18 protein-coding genes are annotated in these 18,880 nt (G+C 67.3%); 5 read left to right on the top strand and 13 right to left on the bottom strand.

Annotation, left to right across the window (positions count from 1 at the left end):
• Positions 1-34: 34 nt before the first annotated feature.
• From H3O04_RS11725 to H3O04_RS11710, 4 genes are all read right to left on the bottom strand, one after another.
• Entirely contained in the window at positions 35-514 is a 480-nt protein-coding gene (locus H3O04_RS11725) for an RES family NAD+ phosphorylase (RefSeq protein ID WP_023477652.1), read from the bottom strand.
• Positions 511-966 (bottom strand): type II RES/Xre toxin-antitoxin system antitoxin, encoded by a 456-nt coding sequence (gene parS, locus H3O04_RS11720; protein WP_027809696.1) that lies wholly within the window; start codon positions 964-966, stop codon positions 511-513. The genes H3O04_RS11725 and parS overlap by 4 nt, the downstream gene beginning before the upstream one ends.
• Positions 967-1,377: 411 nt before the next feature.
• The gene (locus H3O04_RS11715; protein WP_023477650.1) at positions 1,378-1,560 is read right to left on the bottom strand and encodes a hypothetical protein; all 183 of its coding nucleotides are present in this window, start codon (positions 1,558-1,560) and stop codon (positions 1,378-1,380) included.
• A 170-nt stretch (positions 1,561-1,730) separates the two neighbouring features.
• The gene (locus tag H3O04_RS11710) at positions 1,731-2,372 is read right to left on the bottom strand and encodes an HD domain-containing protein (RefSeq protein ID WP_202587732.1); all 642 of its coding nucleotides are present in this window, start codon (positions 2,370-2,372) and stop codon (positions 1,731-1,733) included.
• Positions 2,373-2,545: 173 nt separating this feature from the next.
• Here H3O04_RS11710 and H3O04_RS11705 point away from each other — a divergent pair, with 173 nt between their 5' ends.
• The 3 genes from H3O04_RS11705 to H3O04_RS11695 all read left to right on the top strand — a co-directional run bounded on the left by H3O04_RS11705 (position 2,546) and on the right by H3O04_RS11695 (position 5,112).
• Positions 2,546-3,511: a GlxA family transcriptional regulator gene (locus tag H3O04_RS11705; protein WP_202587731.1), complete on the top strand. Its 966-nt coding sequence runs from the start codon at positions 2,546-2,548 to the stop codon at positions 3,509-3,511.
• Positions 3,512-3,799: 288 nt separating this feature from the next.
• Entirely contained in the window at positions 3,800-4,111 is a 312-nt protein-coding gene (locus H3O04_RS11700; protein ID WP_011549372.1) for a DUF4148 domain-containing protein, read from the top strand.
• Positions 4,112-4,398: 287 nt separating this feature from the next.
• Positions 4,399-5,112 carry a dienelactone hydrolase family protein gene (locus H3O04_RS11695; RefSeq protein WP_027809700.1) on the top strand — a complete coding sequence of 238 codons (714 nt, stop codon included), beginning with the start codon at positions 4,399-4,401 and terminating at the stop codon, positions 5,110-5,112.
• Between the two features lie 106 nt (positions 5,113-5,218).
• Here the strand turns inward: H3O04_RS11695 and H3O04_RS11690 are convergent, their stop codons facing one another.
• Genes H3O04_RS11690 through H3O04_RS11680 form a run of 3 tightly spaced genes read right to left on the bottom strand, consistent with a single transcriptional unit; the run spans position 5,219 to position 11,193 of the window.
• A complete protein-coding gene (locus H3O04_RS11690) occupies positions 5,219-6,745 on the bottom strand; it encodes an efflux transporter outer membrane subunit (RefSeq protein WP_124591838.1) in 1,527 nt (508 codons plus the stop codon).
• Between the two features lie 2 nt (positions 6,746-6,747).
• Entirely contained in the window at positions 6,748-9,939 is a 3,192-nt protein-coding gene (locus H3O04_RS11685; protein ID WP_202587730.1) for an efflux RND transporter permease subunit, read from the bottom strand.
• Positions 9,940-9,954: 15 nt separating this feature from the next.
• On the bottom strand, positions 9,955-11,193 hold the full coding sequence (locus H3O04_RS11680) for an efflux RND transporter periplasmic adaptor subunit (protein WP_202587729.1): 1,239 nt from the start codon (positions 11,191-11,193) through the stop codon (positions 9,955-9,957).
• 400 nt (positions 11,194-11,593) lie between these two features.
• Between H3O04_RS11680 and H3O04_RS11675 the strand changes: the two genes are divergently transcribed.
• Positions 11,594-12,235 (top strand): TetR family transcriptional regulator, encoded by a 642-nt coding sequence (locus H3O04_RS11675; RefSeq protein ID WP_006486802.1) that lies wholly within the window; start codon positions 11,594-11,596, stop codon positions 12,233-12,235.
• 43 nt (positions 12,236-12,278) lie between these two features.
• Here H3O04_RS11675 and H3O04_RS11670 read toward each other — a convergent pair whose 3' ends face one another.
• Positions 12,279-12,944: a cysteine hydrolase family protein gene (locus H3O04_RS11670; protein WP_011546095.1), complete on the bottom strand. Its 666-nt coding sequence runs from the start codon at positions 12,942-12,944 to the stop codon at positions 12,279-12,281.
• Between the two features lie 152 nt (positions 12,945-13,096).
• On the opposite strand from H3O04_RS11670, the gene H3O04_RS11665 reads away from it, so the two are divergent.
• Positions 13,097-14,113, top strand: a complete 1,017-nt coding sequence (locus tag H3O04_RS11665) for a helix-turn-helix domain-containing protein (RefSeq protein WP_202587728.1) — start codon at positions 13,097-13,099, stop codon at positions 14,111-14,113.
• Positions 14,114-14,171: 58 nt separating this feature from the next.
• On the opposite strand, the gene H3O04_RS11660 is transcribed toward H3O04_RS11665, so the two are convergent.
• The 5 genes from H3O04_RS11660 to H3O04_RS11640 form a co-directional block, all read right to left on the bottom strand.
• Positions 14,172-14,879 (bottom strand): CoxG family protein, encoded by a 708-nt coding sequence (locus H3O04_RS11660; protein ID WP_011546097.1) that lies wholly within the window; start codon positions 14,877-14,879, stop codon positions 14,172-14,174.
• A 28-nt stretch (positions 14,880-14,907) separates the two neighbouring features.
• Positions 14,908-15,267 carry a DUF427 domain-containing protein gene (locus H3O04_RS11655; protein ID WP_006477955.1) on the bottom strand — a complete coding sequence of 120 codons (360 nt, stop codon included), beginning with the start codon at positions 15,265-15,267 and terminating at the stop codon, positions 14,908-14,910.
• A gap of 129 nt (positions 15,268-15,396) precedes the next feature.
• Positions 15,397-15,834: a carboxypeptidase-like regulatory domain-containing protein gene (locus H3O04_RS11650; RefSeq protein WP_202587727.1), complete on the bottom strand. Its 438-nt coding sequence runs from the start codon at positions 15,832-15,834 to the stop codon at positions 15,397-15,399.
• 104 nt (positions 15,835-15,938) lie between these two features.
• Positions 15,939-17,420 (bottom strand): DegQ family serine endoprotease, encoded by a 1,482-nt coding sequence (locus H3O04_RS11645; protein WP_006477953.1) that lies wholly within the window; start codon positions 17,418-17,420, stop codon positions 15,939-15,941.
• Between the two features lie 113 nt (positions 17,421-17,533).
• Complete coding sequence (locus H3O04_RS11640; protein WP_011546100.1) at positions 17,534-18,880, bottom strand: ATP-binding protein; 1,347 nt, start codon at positions 18,878-18,880, stop codon at positions 17,534-17,536.

The raw sequence follows: 18,880 nt of genomic DNA, 5'->3' as shown, positions 1-18,880 counted from the left end.
GCCGCCCTGCGCGCATCGTGCTCGTTCCGGTTCGTTACTCGCCCGGCTTCGACTGAACCAGCCGCAAGATCCGCGTGTCGTACGGCGATTGCATCACTTCCGCGATGTGGATCTCGGACGCGGCCGGATGCAGCGGATTCAACAGGAAGTTGTGCGCGTGCGGCACGACGACGCTCGGCACGCGCAGCAGCGCGCTCGGCTGCGTGTGCAGCCACTCGGTGCCGGCGCTGCGGGTCCAGTCGACGTTCGTGCGCCAGTCGTCCGGCGCATCGCCTTCCGCGATTTCGGCGACATCCACCGACTCGGGCACCTCGATACGCAGCAACTGATATCCGCTCGGCAATTGCGCGACGGTGGCGATTTCGAAATGCACGAGCGTCTCGAGCAACGCGAGCGCCGGATGCTCGGCGAGATACACGACGGGCTGCCCGGCGAAATGCCAGCGCCCGCCGGCCCGCAACCCGCCGATGCCTCTCAGATCGGCGTAATTGCTGATCCGCCACAGCGTCGTCAAGCGAAGTACCCCTCGTCGATCTGCGTAAGGGCTTCTTCGACGAGCCGCGCGCCATGCTCGGTGCTCGCCATGTCGAGCGACGTGCGGCCGCCGAAGCGCTGGAGCCCGTTGCGCAGCCACGCCATCGCCTTGTCCTGATCGCCGAAGGTGGCCGTGGCCTGCGCGACGATGCGGGCGAGGCGAATCGCCTTGTCCGACTCTTCCGGCGACAGGCGTTCGTGCGCCTGGCGGCGATGGCTCAGCGTGCGGCGCGGAATGATGAAGGCCAGCTCGTCCGATTTCAGCCCGCGCTCCGACAGCCGGTCGATCACCGACACGTCGACGCGCGCGCTCGCCAGCTCGGCAAGATCGGCGCCCGACCGGACGCGAACCGCCAGCAGCTGCTCGAGAATCGTGAATTCGGCCTGACGCGGATGGGCGACGCCCGAAGGATGAAAAGCGATGGTGCTCATGACCTCTCTCCGGCAATTTGCCCAATCATTATAGGCGTTTTGCCGAGAGCATGCGGGTCGTTGAGCGAGGGCTTGCCGATCAGGGCTGGGAGACGGTATTCGGGCGCACGCGAATCGGAGATTCGTCTCGGTGAGGGGGTGTAATAATTCAGTATATAAAGTCCTCATCCGCGATGATGTGAAGTTGTCACGTAACAAATTTCCAACGGTAATACGCGAATTGGTGGAATCGCCTCTTTTCCCTGTCCAATTCCTCATCGTCCCCGGCAACACGCAGGGTTCTACGGATTACCCTTCGACCGCTCCAGCAAGCCGAACCAGTCGACTCACCCTCGTCGCGCGTGACGAATCGCTCCCGTGCCCGCTCCAACCGCTTCCGTACATTCGAAATCGCGCCTCGCACCGGACGGCCTACTTACTGTTCGACACAACCGGCGTCAGCGCACTAGCCAACAGCGCGCTGAACTTCGCGGGCGCGGTGATGATGGACACGGCGATCGGCTCGAGCACGATGAAATCCCCGCCCGATATCGGCTTGCGCTGGAACGCAACCGGAGCATCAACGCCGACGCGCGCGGCAACTGGCTCAACCATCGTGCCGATGGTACGGCCGGCGCGGCGAGATTCGCGGGCTCGGAAGTCTTCGGCAAGACGATCACCGCGCTCAGCGGCTGCGCAAAGGCCCAAGCGTGACGTCGGCGCCGAACCTGCTGCACCTCGGGCAACCGATCGACGTAGGCTGATGCGCGGCCGCCCGCCCGCGCTCAGCCGGCCCACGCGGACGACCGGATCACGCTGCAGAAATTGCCCGCATGGAAACGCGGATCCTTGTCCGCGAGCACGTCGGCCTTCACGTTGCCGAACGTCGTGCCGGGCTTGTGCTTGATGCCGTCGTAGAACGCCTGGATGATGTCCTCCTTGAAATGCGGCGTGCGCGGATGCGCGCGCACGACCGCTTCCCGCTCGACGTCGCTGTATTCCGGGTAAGCGAGCCCCAGCACGTCCATCTCGACGCCCGCGGTGACCAACGCGACGACCGGATGCATGTGTTGCGGAATACCGGGCGTGGTGTGCAGTGCGATCGAGGTCCACACGACATCGATGTCCTGTTGCGAAATCCCGTTGCCCTTCAGAAAATCGCGCGCGGCGTTCGCGCCGTCCACTTCGAAGCGCTCGCATGCGCTGCTGTGCCGGTGCGTGAGCCCCATGTCATGGAACATGCAGCCGCAATAGAGCAGCTCCGGGTCGTACTCGAGCCCGCGGCGCCGGCCCGCCAGCGCCGCGAAATAGAACACGCGGCTCGAGTGGTGGAACAGCAGCTCGGACTCGGTATCGCGTACGAGCTCGGTGATCTCGCGCGTCAGACGCGTATCGGGAAGGGTGATGCCGGCAACGTTCACAGTCATGATCGACCTCCATGGAAGACAGCCTCGATTCTCCGGAGTCCGACAGGTGTCTCCAATGGACGTGTCACGACGAATCCTGCCATTTCGCGCGACGAACGGACACGGTGCCTGCGCGGCCAAGCCAGCGCCCCTATACTGCTGCGCATCAGGTTCGATACGACACGCAATCGATCATGCCGAAGGTCGTGGGTATTTTCGCCGTTCCGGGTGTGCAACTGCTCGACGTCTCCGCGCCGCTCGACGTGTTCGCGCAAGCGAACGTCGAATGCGGGAAGCCGTTCTATACGCCGCGGATCATCGCGAGCGGGCCCGGGCCGGTCCGCAGTTCGTCCGGCGCACGGCTGCTGCCCGACTGGATCGCGCCCGACATCCCCGAGCGCATCGACACGCTGCTGGTCGCCGGCGCGCCGCACGCCGGCCAGATCTTGCTGCGCACCGACGTCCTCGCATGGCTGCGCTCGGCGGCCGTGCAAAGCAGGCGCTACGGCTCGATCTGCACCGGCGCGTTCATCCTTGCGGCCACCGGCCTGCTGAAAGGGCGTCACCTGACCACGCACTGGGCCGCAGCCGATGCATTCGCGCAAGCGTATCCGTCCGTCGCCATCGACGCCGACGCGCTGTACGTGCGCGACGGCAAGCTGCGCACCGGCGCCGGCGTCACGGCCGGGCTCGATCTCGCGCTCGCGCTGGTCGAGGAGGATCTCGGCCGCGAGATCGCACGACGCGTCGCCGCGCAACTGGTGATGTTCTTCAAGCGCCCGGGCGGGCAGCTCCAGTTCAGCCGCAAGGGCGAGGCGCGCCCCGCCGGGCGTTCGGTGCTGCAGGAAGTCCAGCGCTGGATCGCGGCGCATCCGGAACTCGAGCATTCGGTGGCCGACATGGCGAAGCATGCGGGCATGAGCCCGCGCCACTTCGCACGGCTGTTTCGCGCGGAAGTCGGCATGACGCCGGCCGCATGGGTGGAGGCGACGCGCATCTCGGTTGCCCGCCAGCTACTCGAGGACGGCCGCGACACGCCGAAGCAGGTCGCCGCGAAATGCGGCTTCGCGAACGTCGATACGCTCAGGCGGGCGTTCACCCGGCATGTCGGCATCACCCCCGCCGAATACCGGAAACGGCAGGTGACGCTGGCTGCGTGATGTGGAACGAGCGACACCGGCGGCCTCACAAAAAATAATTCGGAATCCGACTCAACTGTCCCTCCCGCTGCTGCTGCGCCGATCGCCCCTGTCGCCCACGGAAAGCCACGCTCCTGCTCCGGCCCGCGGCAATCTTCGGATGAAATTGCGTGCCGCGCGAATCGTTTACTCCGTTGCAATAATGATTCGCCGCAACGCGTATTTCCGGCCGGTAACGCGATCGTTACGATGCAATCAACCGCTGAACGCAACGTGCGAAGCGCGAAATCAACAGAACCGGAGGTCACCATGAAATCGTTCATCACCGCTGTCGTCGCCGCAACTGCGCTCTGCGCGTCGTACGGCGCATTCGCCCAGTCGAACCCGTCCGGCCAGTTGACACGCGCGCAGGTGCGTGCGGAACTCGTCCAGCTCGAACAGGCCGGCTACAAGCCCGAAGTCTCCGACCAGTACTACCCGCGTGCGCTGCAGACGGCGCAGGCCCGCGTGACGAATGCCGAGGAAGCCGGCTACGGCGCGCAAGCGGCCGCCGGCACGCGTGCCGGCCGCGCGATCGCGGTCAAACAGGAAGGCCGCGACTCCGTCTATTTCGGCCAGTAAGCCTGATACGCGCCGGCGTATTCCCGGCACATTCCCGGCGCATTCCGATCCGCACGACGTACCCGCGACACCCCGCCTCCGTTCATCGGGGCGGGGTGTTTGCTTTCCGGTCGGCCGCTCCCTTCGCCGGTCGCGCGCCGCGCGGCACCGTTCACGCAAGCGTCCGGTGTTTGCGCATAGAATGGCCGCGTGGTCGGTGCCGGCCAGAACGAACGCGAGCGGTATCACGACGCCCGCGGGCCGGCCCGATGTCGCACTCGGCGTATTTTTCGAAAAGGAGCGGTTTCATGTCTCAAACATCCGGTTCCACGATCACGTTTCGCCGCCCCGACGGCCAGGAGCTGCAGGGCTATCTCGCCACGCCGGCACGAACCGAAGGCGCGCCCGCGGTCGTCGTCATCCAGGAATGGTGGGGGCTGAACGACCAGATCCGCGGCGTCGCGGATCGCCTCGCGCGCTGCGGCTACTTCGCGCTCGTGCCCGACCTGTATCGCGGCAAGTCGACGGTCGAGGAAGAGGAAGCACACCACCTGATGACGGGCCTCGATTTCGGCGACGCCGCGTCGCAGGACATTCCCGGCGCGGTCGCGTACCTCAAGACGCTGGCGCCGCGGGTCGCGGTGACGGGCTACTGCATGGGCGGCGCCCTCACGCTGCTGTCGCTGCAGTACGCCGAGGCGGACGCCGGCGTCACGTGGTACGGCCTGCCGCCGCTCGACTATATCGATCCGGCCAAGCTCAAGGTGCCGCTGATGGGACACTGGGCGACGCAGGATGCGTTCTTCAAGATCGACCAGGTCGACGCACTGGAAAAGAAGTTGACCGATGCGAAGGTCGGTTTCGAATTCCATCGCTATCTCGCGCACCATGCGTTCGCGAACGAAACGGCCGTCGGCCCCGGCCGCATCGCCGGCACGCAGTTCGATCCGGTGTGGTCGGAAACGGCGTGGGACCGCACGCTCACGTTCTTCGGCCGGACGCTCTGGACGAAGCAGGCCTGACGTAACGCCGCTCGCCGCGCGGGCGACGGTACAAAAGAAAACGCCACGGATTTATCGTCCGTGGCGTTTTCGTTTTCACATCCCTTCGGACGTGCTGACAGGCGGCTTACCCGTTCGCGGCCGACGCAGGCGCCGGTGCTGCCGCCTTGCCGTAGTCGACCGGTGCATCCGGCGCGCGCGGCGCTTCACCGGCGTGCTGGATCCAGCCGCCGCCGAGCGCGCGGTACAGGTCGACCAGGTTCGTCCAGCGTGCCAGGCGTGCGCTGATCAGCGACTGCTGCGCGGAGTACAGATCCGTCTGCGCGGTCAGCACCGACAGGTAGCTGTCGACGCCGTTCTTGTAACGCAGGTCCGACAGGTCGAAGCGACGTTGCTGCGCGTGCTCGTTGCGCTCGAGCGCCGCGATCTGCTGGTCGTACGTGCCGCGTGCGGCGAGGCCGTCCGATACTTCGCGGAATGCCGACTGGATCGCCTTCTCGTAGTTCGCGATTTCAATGCGCTTCTGCACGTTCGCGAGATCGAGGTTCGCGATGTTCTGCCCGCCCTCGAAGATCGGCAGCGCGATGTTCGGCGCGAACGACCACGCCGCCGTGCCGGCCTTGAACAGGCCGCCGAGCGTCGGGCTCGCGGTACCGAACGCCGCTGTCAGCGAGATACGCGGGAAGAACGCCGCGCGCGCCGCGCCGATGTTCGCGTTCGCGGCCAGCAGCGTCTGCTCGGCCTGCATCACGTCCGGACGACGCGTGAGCAGATCCGACGGCAGGCCAGCCGGCACGTCCGTCAGCAGGTTCTGCGCGTCGAGCGGCATGCCCGCCGGCAGATCGTCCGGCAGCGGCTCACCGATCAGCAGCACCAGCGCGTTCAACGCCTGCGCGCGGGCACGGGCCTGCGCCTGCTGGTTCGCGAGCGCCGTCTCGACGACCGTCTGCGCCTGACGCAGCTCGAGCTCCGAGCCCGTACCGTTGTCGAACTGCAGCTTGGTCAGGTCGTACGATGCCTGCGCGGTCTTCAGCGTGTCTTCCGTGACCTTCAGCAGGTCATCGGTCGACAGCAGCGTCAGGTATTGATCCGCCACCTGCGACACCAGCGAGATCTCCGACGCCTGCCGTGCGTATGCGGTCGACAGGTATTGCGCGAGCGCCTGATCCTTCAGGCTCTGCACGCGGCCGAACAGGTCGAGCTCCCAAGATGCGGACAGCCCGACGTTGTAGACGCGCGAAATATAGGCCTGGTTGGTCGGCGAGACACCTTGCGGATAGCGCTGGATGTTGCCCGTGCCCGTACCGTCGAGCGTCGGAAACAGCCCCGCACGCGTGATCTGGTACTGCGCGCGCGCCGCCTCGATATTCAGCACCGACACGCGCAGGTCGCGGTTGTTTTTCAGCGCGATCTCGATCAGCCGCTGCAGGCGCGGATCGACGAAGAACTCGCGCCAGCCGATGGCAGTCGCCGCCTGGCCGTTCGCACTGTGCGCGCCGGCCGCACCCGGCTGCGTCGCGTAGACGCCGCCGGCCGGGTACGCCTGCGCGACGGGTGCGTCGGGCCGCTTGTAGTGCGGCGCCATCGTGCATCCCGTGGCAAACAGCGCGGCAGCCAGTGCGACCGCGGTTGCAGTCAAAGCATGTTTTTGCATCGTTACTGCCCCTTCGAATCGTGTGCGTCGTCGTGACCGCGCTGCAGGTCGCCCTGCACGAGACGCCATGCGTCGTCGACGTTTTCCGTCTCGCCGCTGAAGATCGCGCGAACCCGCACGAAGAACATCGGGATCATGAAAATGGCGAGGAACGTCGCCGTGATCATCCCGCCGATCACGCCCGTACCGATCGCATGCTGGCTGGCCGAGCCCGCGCCGTTGCTGATCGCGAGCGGCAGCACGCCCAGCATGAACGCGAGCGACGTCATCAGGATCGGACGCAGCCGCAGGCGCGCCGCCTCGATCGCCGCACGCACCGGCCCCATGTTCCCGCCCGTCTGCAGCTCGCGCGCGAACTCGACGATCAGGATCGCGTTCTTTGCAGACAAGCCCACGGTCGTCAGCAGACCGACCTGGAAGAACACGTCGTTCTCGAGACCGCGCAGCATCGTCGCGAGCAGCGCGCCGACCACGCCGAGCGGCACGACCATGATCACCGAGAACGGAATCGACCAGCTTTCATACAGCGCCGCGAGACACAGGAACACGACGAGAATCGAGATCGCGTACAGGATCGGCGCCTGCGAGCCGGACTGGATTTCCTGGAACGACAGGCCCGTCCACGAATAGCCGATGCCTTCCGGCAGCTTGCTCGCGAGCGCTTCCATCGCGGCCATCGCCTGGCCGGTCGACTTGCCTTCCGCGGCCTGCCCCTGGATCTCGATCGACGACACACCGTTGTAACGCTCGAGCTTCGGCGACCCGTAGATCCAGTGGCCGGTCGAGAACGCGCTGAACGGCACCATCCCGCCCGCGCTGTTGCGCACGTACCAGATGTTCATGTCCTCCGGCGTCATCCGGAACGGCGCGTCCGACTGTACGTACACCTTCTTGATCCGGCCGTCGGTATCGAGGAAGTTGTTCACGTACTGCGACGCCCATGCGATCGAGAACGTCTGGTCGATCGCCGCGGCCGTCACGCCGAGCGCGTTCGCCTTCTCACGATCGATGTCGACCTTGTACTGCGGCGTGTCGTTCAGGCCGTTCGGGCGCACCAGCGCCAGCGCCGGATCCTTCGCGGCCAGCCCGAGCAACTGGCCGCGCGCGGCCATCAGCGCTTCGTGACCGAGGCCGGCGTTGTTCGTCAGCTCGAAGTCGAAACCGGCAGCCGTGCCGAGTTCGGGAATCGACGGCGGATTGAACGGAATCACCATCCCGTCCTTGTACGTCGAATAATGCGCGAAGGTCCGGCCGATCAGCGCCTGCACCTTCTGGTCCGAACGCTGGCGCTGCTCGTACGGTTTCAGCTTCACGAACACGAGGCCCGCATTCTGACCACGGCCCGCGAAGCTGAAGCCGTTGACCGTGAACACCGAGTCGACCACGTCCTTCTCGGCGGTGGTCAGGTACGTGTTGATGTTGTCGAGCGTCTTGCCGGTCGTTTCCTGCGTGGAGCCGGAGGGCGTCTGCACGATCATGAACATGTAGCCCTGGTCTTCATCGGGCAGGAACGACTTCGGCAGCCGCGCGAACATCACGCCGACCGCGAGGAACACGGCGAGATAGATCACGAGCCAGCGGCCCGAGCGCTTGATCACGTGGTTCACGCCGCTCGTGTAGCGATCGCGGCTGCGATCGAACGTCCGGTTGAACCAGCCGAAGAAACCCTTCTTCTCTTCGTGATGACCCTTCTCGATCGGCTTCAGGATCGTCGCGCACAGTGCCGGCGTCAGAATCAACGCGACCAGCACCGACAGCACCATCGCCGACACGATCGTCAGCGAGAACTGACGATAGATCGCACCGACCGAGCCGCCGGAGAACGCCACCGGCACGAACACCGCCGACAGCACGAGCGCCACGCCGACGAGCGCGCCGGTGATCTGGCTCATCGCCTTGCGGGTCGCCTCCTTCGGCGACAGCCCCTCCTCCGCCATCACGCGTTCGACGTTCTCCACCACCACGATCGCATCGTCGACCAGCAGGCCGATCGCGAGCACGAGGCCGAACATCGACAGCGTGTTGATCGAGAACCCGGCGAGGCCCATGATCGCGAACGTACCGAGCAGCACGACCGGCACCGCGATCGTCGGGATGATCGTCGCGCGCAGGTTCTGCAGGAACAGGTACATCACGAGGAACACGAGCACGATGCCCTCGATCAGCGTCTTGACCACTTCCTCGATCGACAGGCGCACGAACGGCGTCGTGTCGTACGGGTAGTGCACGACGAGACCGTGCGGGAAGTACTTCGACAGCTCGTCGATCTTGGCCCGCAGCGCGTTGGCGGTCGCCAGCGCGTTCGCACCGGTCGCGAGCTGGATACCGAGGCCGGCTGTCGGCTGTCCCATGTACTTCGTGTCGAACGTGTAGTTCTCCGAACCCAGCGCCGCGCGGCCGACGTCCTTCAGGCGAACCTGCGAGCCGTCCTGGTTGACCTTCAGCAGGATGTTGCCGAATTGCTCCGGCGTGCGCAGCAGCGTCGATTCGGTGATCGTCGCCTGCAGCACGGTGCCCGGCTTCGCCGGCGTGCCGCCGATCTGGCCGCCCGCGATCTGCACGTTCTGCTGCGTGATCGCGGCCGTCACGTCGGTCGGCGTGAGGCTGTAGTTGGTCAGCTTGATCGGGTCGAGCCAGATCCGCATCGAGAACTGCGAACCGAGCAGCAGCGTCTGGCCGACGCCGTTCACGCGGCTCAGCGGATCGAGCACGTGCGAGGCCACGTAGTTCGTCAGGTCCTCCTTCGACATCCGGCCGTCCTCGGAGTTGAACGCGAACCACATCAGCCAGTTGCTGCTCGACTTCGTGACCTGCATGCCGAGCTGCTGCACGACCTGCGGCAGGTTCGGCGTCGCGAGCGACAGCTTGTTCTGCACCTGGACCTGCGCGACATCCGGATTCGTACCCGGCGAGAAGGTCAGCGTGATCGTCGCGTTGCCCGAATCGTCGCTCGTCGACGACATGTACAGGAAGTTGTCGAGCCCGCTCATCTGCTGCTCGATCACCTGCGTCACCGTGTCTTCCACCGTCTTCGCGGAAGCGCCCGGATAGTTCGCCTGGATCTGGATCGTCGGCGGTGCGATCGTCGGATACTGCGCGATCGGCATCTTGAAGATCGATGCAACGCCGGCCAGCATCAGCACGATCGCGATCACCCACGCGAAGATCGGGCGATCGATAAAGAACTTGGCCATGAAAAGGACTCCCTGTTATTGCGCGCTCGACGCGGCGGCCGAACTCGCTGCGGCACTCGTCGCGATACTCACCGGCGCGGCGCCTGCCGATGTGGCGGATGCGGCGTCCGGCGCCGGGGCGAGCTGCGCGGCGACGGTCTTCACGGTCGCGCCCGGGCGCACCTTGTCGACGCCTTGTACGATCACGTGATCGCCCGCCTGCAGACCGCCTTCGACGATCCAGTTCTGGCCTTGCATGCCGGTGGTCTTCAGCGGACGCGGCTCGACCTTGTTGGCCGCGGTCACGACGAGCGCGATCGCCTGGCCCTTCTGGTCATGCGTGACGCCGATCTGCGGCACCAGGAACGCGTTCTCGTTCACGCCTTCCTCGATCCGTGCGCGCACGAACATGCCAGGCAGCAGCACGCGGCCCGGGTTCGGGAACACCGCGCGGATCGTCACCGAGCCGGTGGTCTGGTCGACCGTCACGTCCGAGAACTGCAGCTTGCCCGGCTCCGAGTAGGTCTTGCCGTCCTCGAGGATCAGCGACACCTTGGCCGCGCCCGGGCCGCTCGTCTTCAGACGGCCGCTCTGCACGTCCTGACGCAGCTTCAGCCCTTCGAGGCTCGACTGCGTGAGGTCGACGTACACCGGATCGAGCTGCTGCACGGTCGACATCAGCGTCGCCTGGCTCGCCTGCACGTATGCGCCCGGCGTCACTTGCGAAATGCCGACGCGGCCGCTGATCGGCGACACGACGTCCGTATAGCCGAGGTTGATCTGCGCGGTATCGACCGCCGCCTTGCCGGCCGCGACGTCCGCCGCGGCCTGGCCTTGCGTGGCGACCGCGTTGTCGTAGTCCTGCTTGCTGACCGCGTTCGCGGCCACCAGCACCTTGTAGCGCGCGACCAGCGCGTTCTGCGTGACGAGGTTCGCCTGCGCCTTCGCGAGCGTCGCCTTCGCGCTGTTCAGGGCCGCGATGTACGGCGCCGGATCGATCTTGTAGAGGCGCTGACCGGCCTTGACGTCGGTGCCTTCGGTGAATTCACGGCGCAGCACGATGCCGTCGACCCGCGCACGCACTTGCGCGACGAGGAATGCACTGGTGCGGCCCGGCAGGTCGGTGAAGACCGGTACGGCTTGCGGCTGGACGGTGACGACGCCGACTTCCGGCGTTTGCGGCGGCGGTGCCGATTCTTTTTTCCCGCACGCGGCCAGGAAAACGGCGGCCGTCGCGACAGTGATTAAGCGGTATGGAACCCGTTCGACGCGCATGGAGCGACCTCTGTGTATAACCAATGGAATAAGTGCCGCGCCCGACCCGAGCGCAACACGGATGCGCCTCGCGGCGCTGATCGAACACCTGAATTACTGGACTGCCAGATACAGCACGTCGGCACGAGACCTCCGTGCCGACGGGGATGCCGCGAACTGCGGACTGGTACTAGGGCGGGAATCAGCAGAGTGGGATATTAACTGATTGCCACTTGGGTCATTCGATCGTAGGGTGGTATTGTATATACATTCACGAATGTATGTAAAAAGCCCGTTTGTATTCCGCCCGCGGCCCAGTCTTACAGATTGTTACCCGCAGCAAGCATAGCCTGTCTGCATGACGGTGACGAGGGGTTGCGGACCCCATATTCACTCAAGATCGATCCAATCAGGCCTGCACATGGTCAGACGTACCAAGGAGGAGGCGCTCGAGACGCGCAACCGCATTCTCGACGCCGCCGAACACGTGTTCTTCGAGAAAGGCGTGTCGCACACGTCGCTCGCGGACATCGCCCAGCACGCCGGCGTGACGCGCGGCGCGATCTACTGGCATTTCGCGAACAAGAGCGAACTGTTCGATGCGATGTTCGACCGCGTGTTCCTGCCGATCGACGAACTGAAACGGATGCCGCTCGACGCGCCGGGCGGCAATCCGCTCGAGAAGGTGCGCCAGATCCTGATCTGGTGCCTGCTCGGCGTGCAGCGCGACCCGCAGCTGCGCCGCGTGTTCAGCATCCTGTTCATGAAGTGCGAATACGTCGCGGACATGGAGCCGCTGCTGCAGCGCAACCGCGCGGGGATGAGCGAGGCGCTGCACATGATCGACGCCGATCTCGCGGTGGCCGTGGGGCTCAAGCTGCTGCCCGAGCGGCTCGACACGTGGCGCGCGACGCTGATGCTGCACACGCTCGTCAGCGGGTTCGTGCGCGACATGCTGATGCTGCCCGACGAGATCGACGCCGAGCAGCATGCGGAAAAACTCGTCGACGGCTGCTTCGACATGCTGCGCTACAGCCCGGCGATGCTGAAGGATCGCGACTGACCACGCGGCGCATGGCGCGCCCCGCCGCCGTCACCGTGCCGCGTCAGGCAGCCTTCGCGCGCTGCGCGCGGGCCCGCCGGTTCGACGCGGCCACCGAATCGCGCGCCGGCATCGGCGCGCCGGCCAGCCCCGCGATCCACGTGTCGGTCGACATCACCGCCGCGAAATTCGACTGGAACACCACGCCATACGCGCGGTGAATCTCTTCGGCGCTTACCGCTCCCGCTTCGTTCTCGTAAGGCAGCGCGCCCGTCGCGTCGTTCAGGTATTCGACCTTCAGCCCCGCATGCGCCGCGTGATAGACCGTCGACGCATTGCAGTTGTGCGTCATGTAGCCGGCCACCGCGAGCGTGTCGATTCCGTGCGCGTCGAGCCACGCGGCGAGATCGGTGCCGGCGAACGAGCTCGCCTGCGCCTTCTCGATCAGGTGCGCGTACGGCCGGCTGGCCACCACCGCGTGCAGCGCGACGCCATCGCTACCGGGCGCGAAGATCGGCGCGCCGGCCGGCGCGACGTGCTGAACCACGATCACCGGCACGCCGGTCGCGTGCGCGGCGTCGATCGCGCGGCCGATGTTCGCGAGCGACACGTCGAGCGGCGGATATTCGATCGGCAGGTTGCCCGTCACGTATTCGTTCTGCACGTCGATCACGATCAGTGCACGGCGGGCAACAGGACGGGAAGTGGAATGCGGGACGGCGGTCGACATGGCGGGCTCCTGGTCGGGAGGCGCTGCCCCGCCCCGGAGCGGGGCGGCCAGCAGTGCGATGCGATGCATTGTCGAGCCGGGCGGCCTGTGCCGATAGTGGCCCGATAGCCATTCTTCGATAGAATCGGGCCATCGCCTTGCCGGAGCCCGTCATGCTCGCCACCGCCGCGCCCACCCCATTCGCCCCGTCCGTTCCGACCGTCGTCGCCGTGATCGCGTACGACGGCATCAGCCCGTTCCACCTGTCGGTGCCGTCGGTCGTGTTCGGCAAGGAACGCGACGCGGCCGCGTCGCCCGCGTTCGAGTTCCGCGTCTGCTCGGCCGAGCGCGGCCCGCTCGCGACGACGGGTGGCTTCACGATTACCGCACCGTACGGGCTCGATGCGCTCGACGATGCGGACATCGTCATCGTGCCTTCCTGGCGCGACCCGGACGAAGTGCCGCCCGACGCGCTGCTCGATGCGGTCCGCGCGGTCGCCGCGCGCGGCGCGGAGCTCGTCGGCCTGTGCCTCGGCGCCTACGTGCTCGCCGCGGCCGGCCTGCTCGACGGCCGCCCGGCCACCACGCACTGGGCGTGGGCCGACGATTTCGCCCGGCGCTTTCCGCGCGTGAAACTCGACCCCGACGTGCTGTACGTGAACGACGGCAACCTGATGACGTCGGCCGGCACGGCGGCAGGCCTCGACTGCTGCCTGCACGTCGTGCGGCGGCGCTTCGGCTCGGACGCCGCGAACCGGATCGCGCGCCGCCTCGTGATCCCGCCGCACCGTCAGGGCGGACAGGCCCAGTACGTGCCGCAGCCGGTCGCCGCGCATCCGCGCGACGCGCGGCTCGCGGGGTTGCTCGACTGGGTGCGCGCCCATCTCGACGCCGCGCACAGCGTCGATTCGCTCGCCGAACGCGTGCTCATGAGCCGGCGCACGTTCACGCGCCACTTCCGCCAGGCGACGGGCACGACCGTCACCGCATGGCTGCAGGCCGAGCGGCTCGCGCGCGCGCAGCATCTGCTCGAAACCACCGGACAATCGATCGACGCGATCGCGCAGGCGGCCGGCTACGGCTCGAGCGTGTCGCTGCGCCAGCATTTCGCGGGCGCGCTCGGCACGTCGCCGTCTGCGTATCGAAGGGAATTTCGCGGCGCCGGAGTCGGGGCCGACGCGGCGCAGTGACGCCCGCCGTGCGGGCCGCGAACAGGCCGGGAAGCGGAACCGGGCGGCCGAACGCCGATCAGCCGCCGTTGATCCAGCGCGCCGCGTACAGCAGCAGCGCGACGAACACGATCATCGCCGCCCAGGCCCACACGGGCACCGTGCCGGAATCGCGATGCGGGAGCGCGCTCGCGGCACGTCCGCTCAGCGCGCCGCCGAGATGATGCGGCAGCGAACGCTTCGTCGCGGCCACCAGCGATGCCGGCCGCAGAAATACATGCTGGCGGCGCGGCGCGGCGGCGCTCGCGCGATTCGGCGCGAGACCGTGTTTCGCCTGCACGACCGCGCAGAACTCGCGGAAGAACGTGTCGGTCCATTCGCGCAGCGCATTGTCGATCTGCCGCCCCGGCAGTTCGGCGAGCGGCCCGCTCGCCGTCGCCCAGACCACGTACTCGATTCGCGTGGCGCTCGCGTCGCCATCCGGCATCAGCACGAGTTCGACCTGGCCGCGCAGCGCGCCGAGGCCGTCGGCCCGCGCCTTGAAGTTGAGCACGCGGCGCGGCTGACCTTCGGCGTCGCCCTGCTCGGCGGCCGCATGCGCGCGCACGTCGTAGCGGGCGCGCAGCGGGCCGAGCGGCACCGTGATGGTCAGCGCGAACTCGCCGTGCGCGAGTTTCACGAACGATTCGCAATGGTCGAAACTCGCCCGCAGCAGCGCGAGATCCTCCAGCGCATCCCGCACGACAGGCGGCGCGAGCGGTACGCGTAACGTGTCGTTCAGTTCCATGACGCCTCCCCGATGAACACGCGCCGCATCAGGACGTCTCGACGAGACTGTCGACCCGCGCGACATCGAACGCGACGTAGTGCGCAAGCACGGCCGCCGCCTCCTTCGGTTCTTCGTAACTCCATGCGGCGTTCTCGATCACGCCGTCTTCCGTCTGCAAGTCGAAATGCACGGCTTGCCCCCTGAACGGGCAAGCCGTCGTGACGCCCGATTTCACGAGCCGGCGCATGTTGACGTCGCCGCGCGGCAGGTAATGGATGTCCGGCAGCCCCGCCTCGCGCACGGTCAGCGCACCATGCGAATCGGCATAGGTGATGCCGCGATGGATCACGCGCACGCGATGACGGTTCGGCACGATTTCGAGTCGAGGGTCGGCTGCATCGGACATCGTTTCTCCTTCGGGCGGCCGCCTGGCCGGGGCAGGAAACGAAAAAGCCACGGCACGCATGCCGTGGCTTTCATTATGGGCGAAACTTCGTCCGATTGCGCGACCGGGGGCCCGGCCGCACGCGGCGGGCTACTGCGCACTCCACTGGAACGCGGCTTTCGCGCCGCCCTTCGCGCCGACCGTGACGGCGCGCGATTCGTCGCTGCCCTGGTACGACGCATGCACCGTATAGCGCCCCGGCGGCACCTTCACGAGCATGTACGGCCCGCGCGCATCGGTTTTCAGCACTTCGGCGCCCTTGCCGTCGACGATCCGGACATGCACGTCGGCCAGGAACTCGCCGCCCTTGCCGGTGAAGCGCAGCGCCAGCGGCCACTGCGACTCGCTGCGCTGGAACGCCGTCGATTCGTCCTGCCCGACGCCGCCGGACACGAAGGTGACGTCGCCTTGCTGGCGCGCGGCCGGCAAGCCGTCCGACTGCGCGTACGCGCCGGTCGCACCGGCTGCGAGGCCGCCGGTCAACGCCGCGGCGACGGCAAATCGGGACACGTTGCGTAGATATTGCATGGCTCTCTCCTTGGGGTCGGAACACATACGGGGCGCGGCGTCGCGCGATCGAACGGCGGCGGCGCCCGCCGCGGCCGGCCACGCCGGCCGTCGGCCGTGGCCGGTCAGCTCAGGTCGACCGGCACGAAGATCTGTGCATTATCGCGCTGGATCAGCAGAGCAAGACTGTTGCCCGCGCCCTTCACCGCGTCGCGCAATTGCTCCGGGCTCGTGACCGGGCGGCCGTTGACCGCGAGAATCACGTCGCCCGGCTGGATGCCCGCGTTGGCGGCCGGCCCGCCGGCCTGCTGCACGATCAGGCCGTGCGACAGGTTGTCCGCGGTGCGCTCCTGAGGCGACAGCGGCCGCACCGCGACACCCAGACGGCCCTGCTCCACCGGCCCGCCGTCGTTCGACGCGAGCTTCGCATCGGCCATCGCGCCGAGCGTCACGCTGATCGACTTCTTCGACTTGTCGCGCCAGATCTGCAGGTCGGCCTTCGAACCCGGTTTCAGGTTCGCGATCTGCGCGGGCAGCGACGTCGAGTCGGCGACCGGCGAACCGTTGACCGACAGAATCACGTCGCCCGGCTGCAGGCCGGCCTTCGCGGCCGGGCCGTTGGGGTCGACCGAGCTGACGAGCGCCCCGTCCGGCTTCTGCAGCCCGAACGAGCTCGCAAGCGTCTGGTTCAGCCCCTGCACGGCCACGCCGAGACGGCCGCGGCTCACGTGGCCCGTCTTCACGAGCTCGTCCTTCACCTTGATCGCCTCGTTGATCGGGATCGCGAACGACAGGCCCTGGAAGCCGCCCGTCTGCGAGTAGATCATCGAGTTGATGCCGATCACCTCGCCCTGCAGGTTGAACAGCGGGCCGCCCGAGTTGCCGGGGTTCACCGGCACGTCGGTCTGGATGAACGGCGTGTAGTTCTCGTCCGGCAGCGCGCGCGACTTCGCGCTGATGATGCCCGACGTGACCGTGTTGTCGAAGCCGTACGGCGAGCCGATCGCGACGACCCACTGGCCGACCTTGCTCTGCGCCGGGTCGCCGATCTTCACGGTCGGCAGGCCGCTCGCGTCGATCTTCAGCACGGCGACGTCGGACTGCTTGTCGGAACCGACGACCTTCGCCTTGTATTCGCGCTTGTCGGTCAGCTTGACCGTGACGACGTTCGCGCCGTCGATCACGTGCGCATTGGTGAGGATGTACCCGTCGGCGCTGACGATGAAGCCCGACCCGAGGCTCGCGCTCGGCTGGTCGTCCGGCTGCGCGTCGCCGCCCATGCCCGGCACCTGGCCGTAGAAGTGCTTGAAGAACTGGTAGAACGGATCGCTCGGATCGATCGGCAGTTGCGGCTGCGGCGCGCGCCGCGACACCTGCTTCACGACGTGCTTCGCGCTGATGTTCACGACCGCCGGGCCGTACGTCTCGACGAGCCCGGAGAAATCGGGAATGCCGGTCTTGGCCGCGGCTTCGGCCGGCATCATCGCGGCCTGCGCGGGCGTGATGATCTGCGGATCGGCGCGGCGGGTACCGGCGAAATAGCCTGCCGACAGGGCGGCCGCCACGGCGACCGCGACGGTGCCGCGCGCAAGGAATCGGGTGTTCATCGTAGGACCTCCTCGTTGTTAGGACGCAGCGTAACGACCCTGACTTAAAGGAGGCTTAATCAGCCTTAAGCGGGGCTTAAGCGGCTGCCGGCATCCGGCCGGCACACCGCCCTTCAGGCAGATTCGGAAGGCTGCGGGGCCGGGGCCGGCATCTCGGCATCGCGGAACACGACGCTGACGAGCAGGCCGCCCGCGGCTGCATCGCCGAGCGACACCGTCGCGCCCTGCTGCGCCGCCACGCGCTTGACGATCGCGAGTCCGAGCCCGCTGCCCGACACGTCGGTGCGTGCCCGCGCCGAGCTGTCGCGATAGAAGCGGTCGAACACGCGCTCGCGCTCGTCGGCCGGAATGCCCGGCCCGCTGTCGGCGATCTGCACGCACGCGCGGCCGGCCGCGTCGCGCGTCAGCGACACGTCGATGCGGCCGCCGTCCGGCGTGTACTTCACCGCGTTGTCGAGCAGGTTGCCGAACATCACGCGCAGCGCGCCGACGTCCGCGACGACGCTCGCCGCGCGCGTTTCCTCGAAGCCGAGATCGATGTCGTGCCGCTGCGCGAGCGGCGCATGCGCGGCCACGCATTCGGCGAGCAGCGCCTGCAGGTCGACCGGTTCGCGCATCGTCGCGCCGTCCGGCTCGGCGCGCGCGAGCGCGAGCAGTTGCTCGGTGAGACGCGTCGCGCGCGACACGCCGTCCTGGAGATCCGCGATCGCCTCGCGGCGCGATGCGTCGTCCTTCGCGCGGGCGACGAGCTGCGCCTGGATCTGCACGGCCGCGAGCGGCGTGCGCAACTCGTGCGCTGCATCGGCGACGAACGCCTTCTGCGTGTCGAGCGCCGCCGCCAGCCGCGCGAGCAGCCCGTTCAGCGCCCGCACGAGCGGCTGCACCTCGAGCGGCAGGCGCGCGTCGGGCAGCGAATCGAGCGCTTCCGGCCGGCGCGCCTCGACCGCGCGCGTCACGCGGCCGAGCGGCGCGAGCCCGCGCCCGACGATTCCCCACACGGCCGCGCCGAGGAACGGCAGCAGCACGATCAGCGGCCACAGCGTGCGCAGCGCGACGTTCGCCGCCAGCCGGTTGCGCACCGACAGCGGCTGCGCGAGCTGCACGACGTTGTCGCCGACGATCGCGCCGTACACGCGCCATTCGCCGCGATCGGTGCGCTCGGTCGAGAAGCCGAGCTCCGCACGCGGCGCGATCGGCGCGCGCGGATGCGAGAAGTACATCAGCACGCCGTTGCGGTTCCAGATCTGGATCACGATGCCTTCGTCGCCGTTGGTGCGCGAGCCGAACACCTGCGAGAACGGTTCGGACGGCAGCGCCGCGGCGATTTCCTGCAACTGGTAGTCGAACAGCTCGTTCGCTTCCGCGAGCGCCTGCCGGTAGATGAGCCAGCCCGCCATGCCCACGCCCGCGACGACGATCGCGAGCAGCCAGATCAGCAATTGATGACGAATCGACCGCAC

Source organism: Burkholderia sp. KCJ3K979 (assembly GCF_016759955.1).
In the GTDB taxonomy this organism is placed as follows: domain Bacteria; phylum Pseudomonadota; class Gammaproteobacteria; order Burkholderiales; family Burkholderiaceae; genus Burkholderia; species Burkholderia orbicola.
This window is presented reverse-complemented; position numbering and strand designations above follow the sequence as displayed.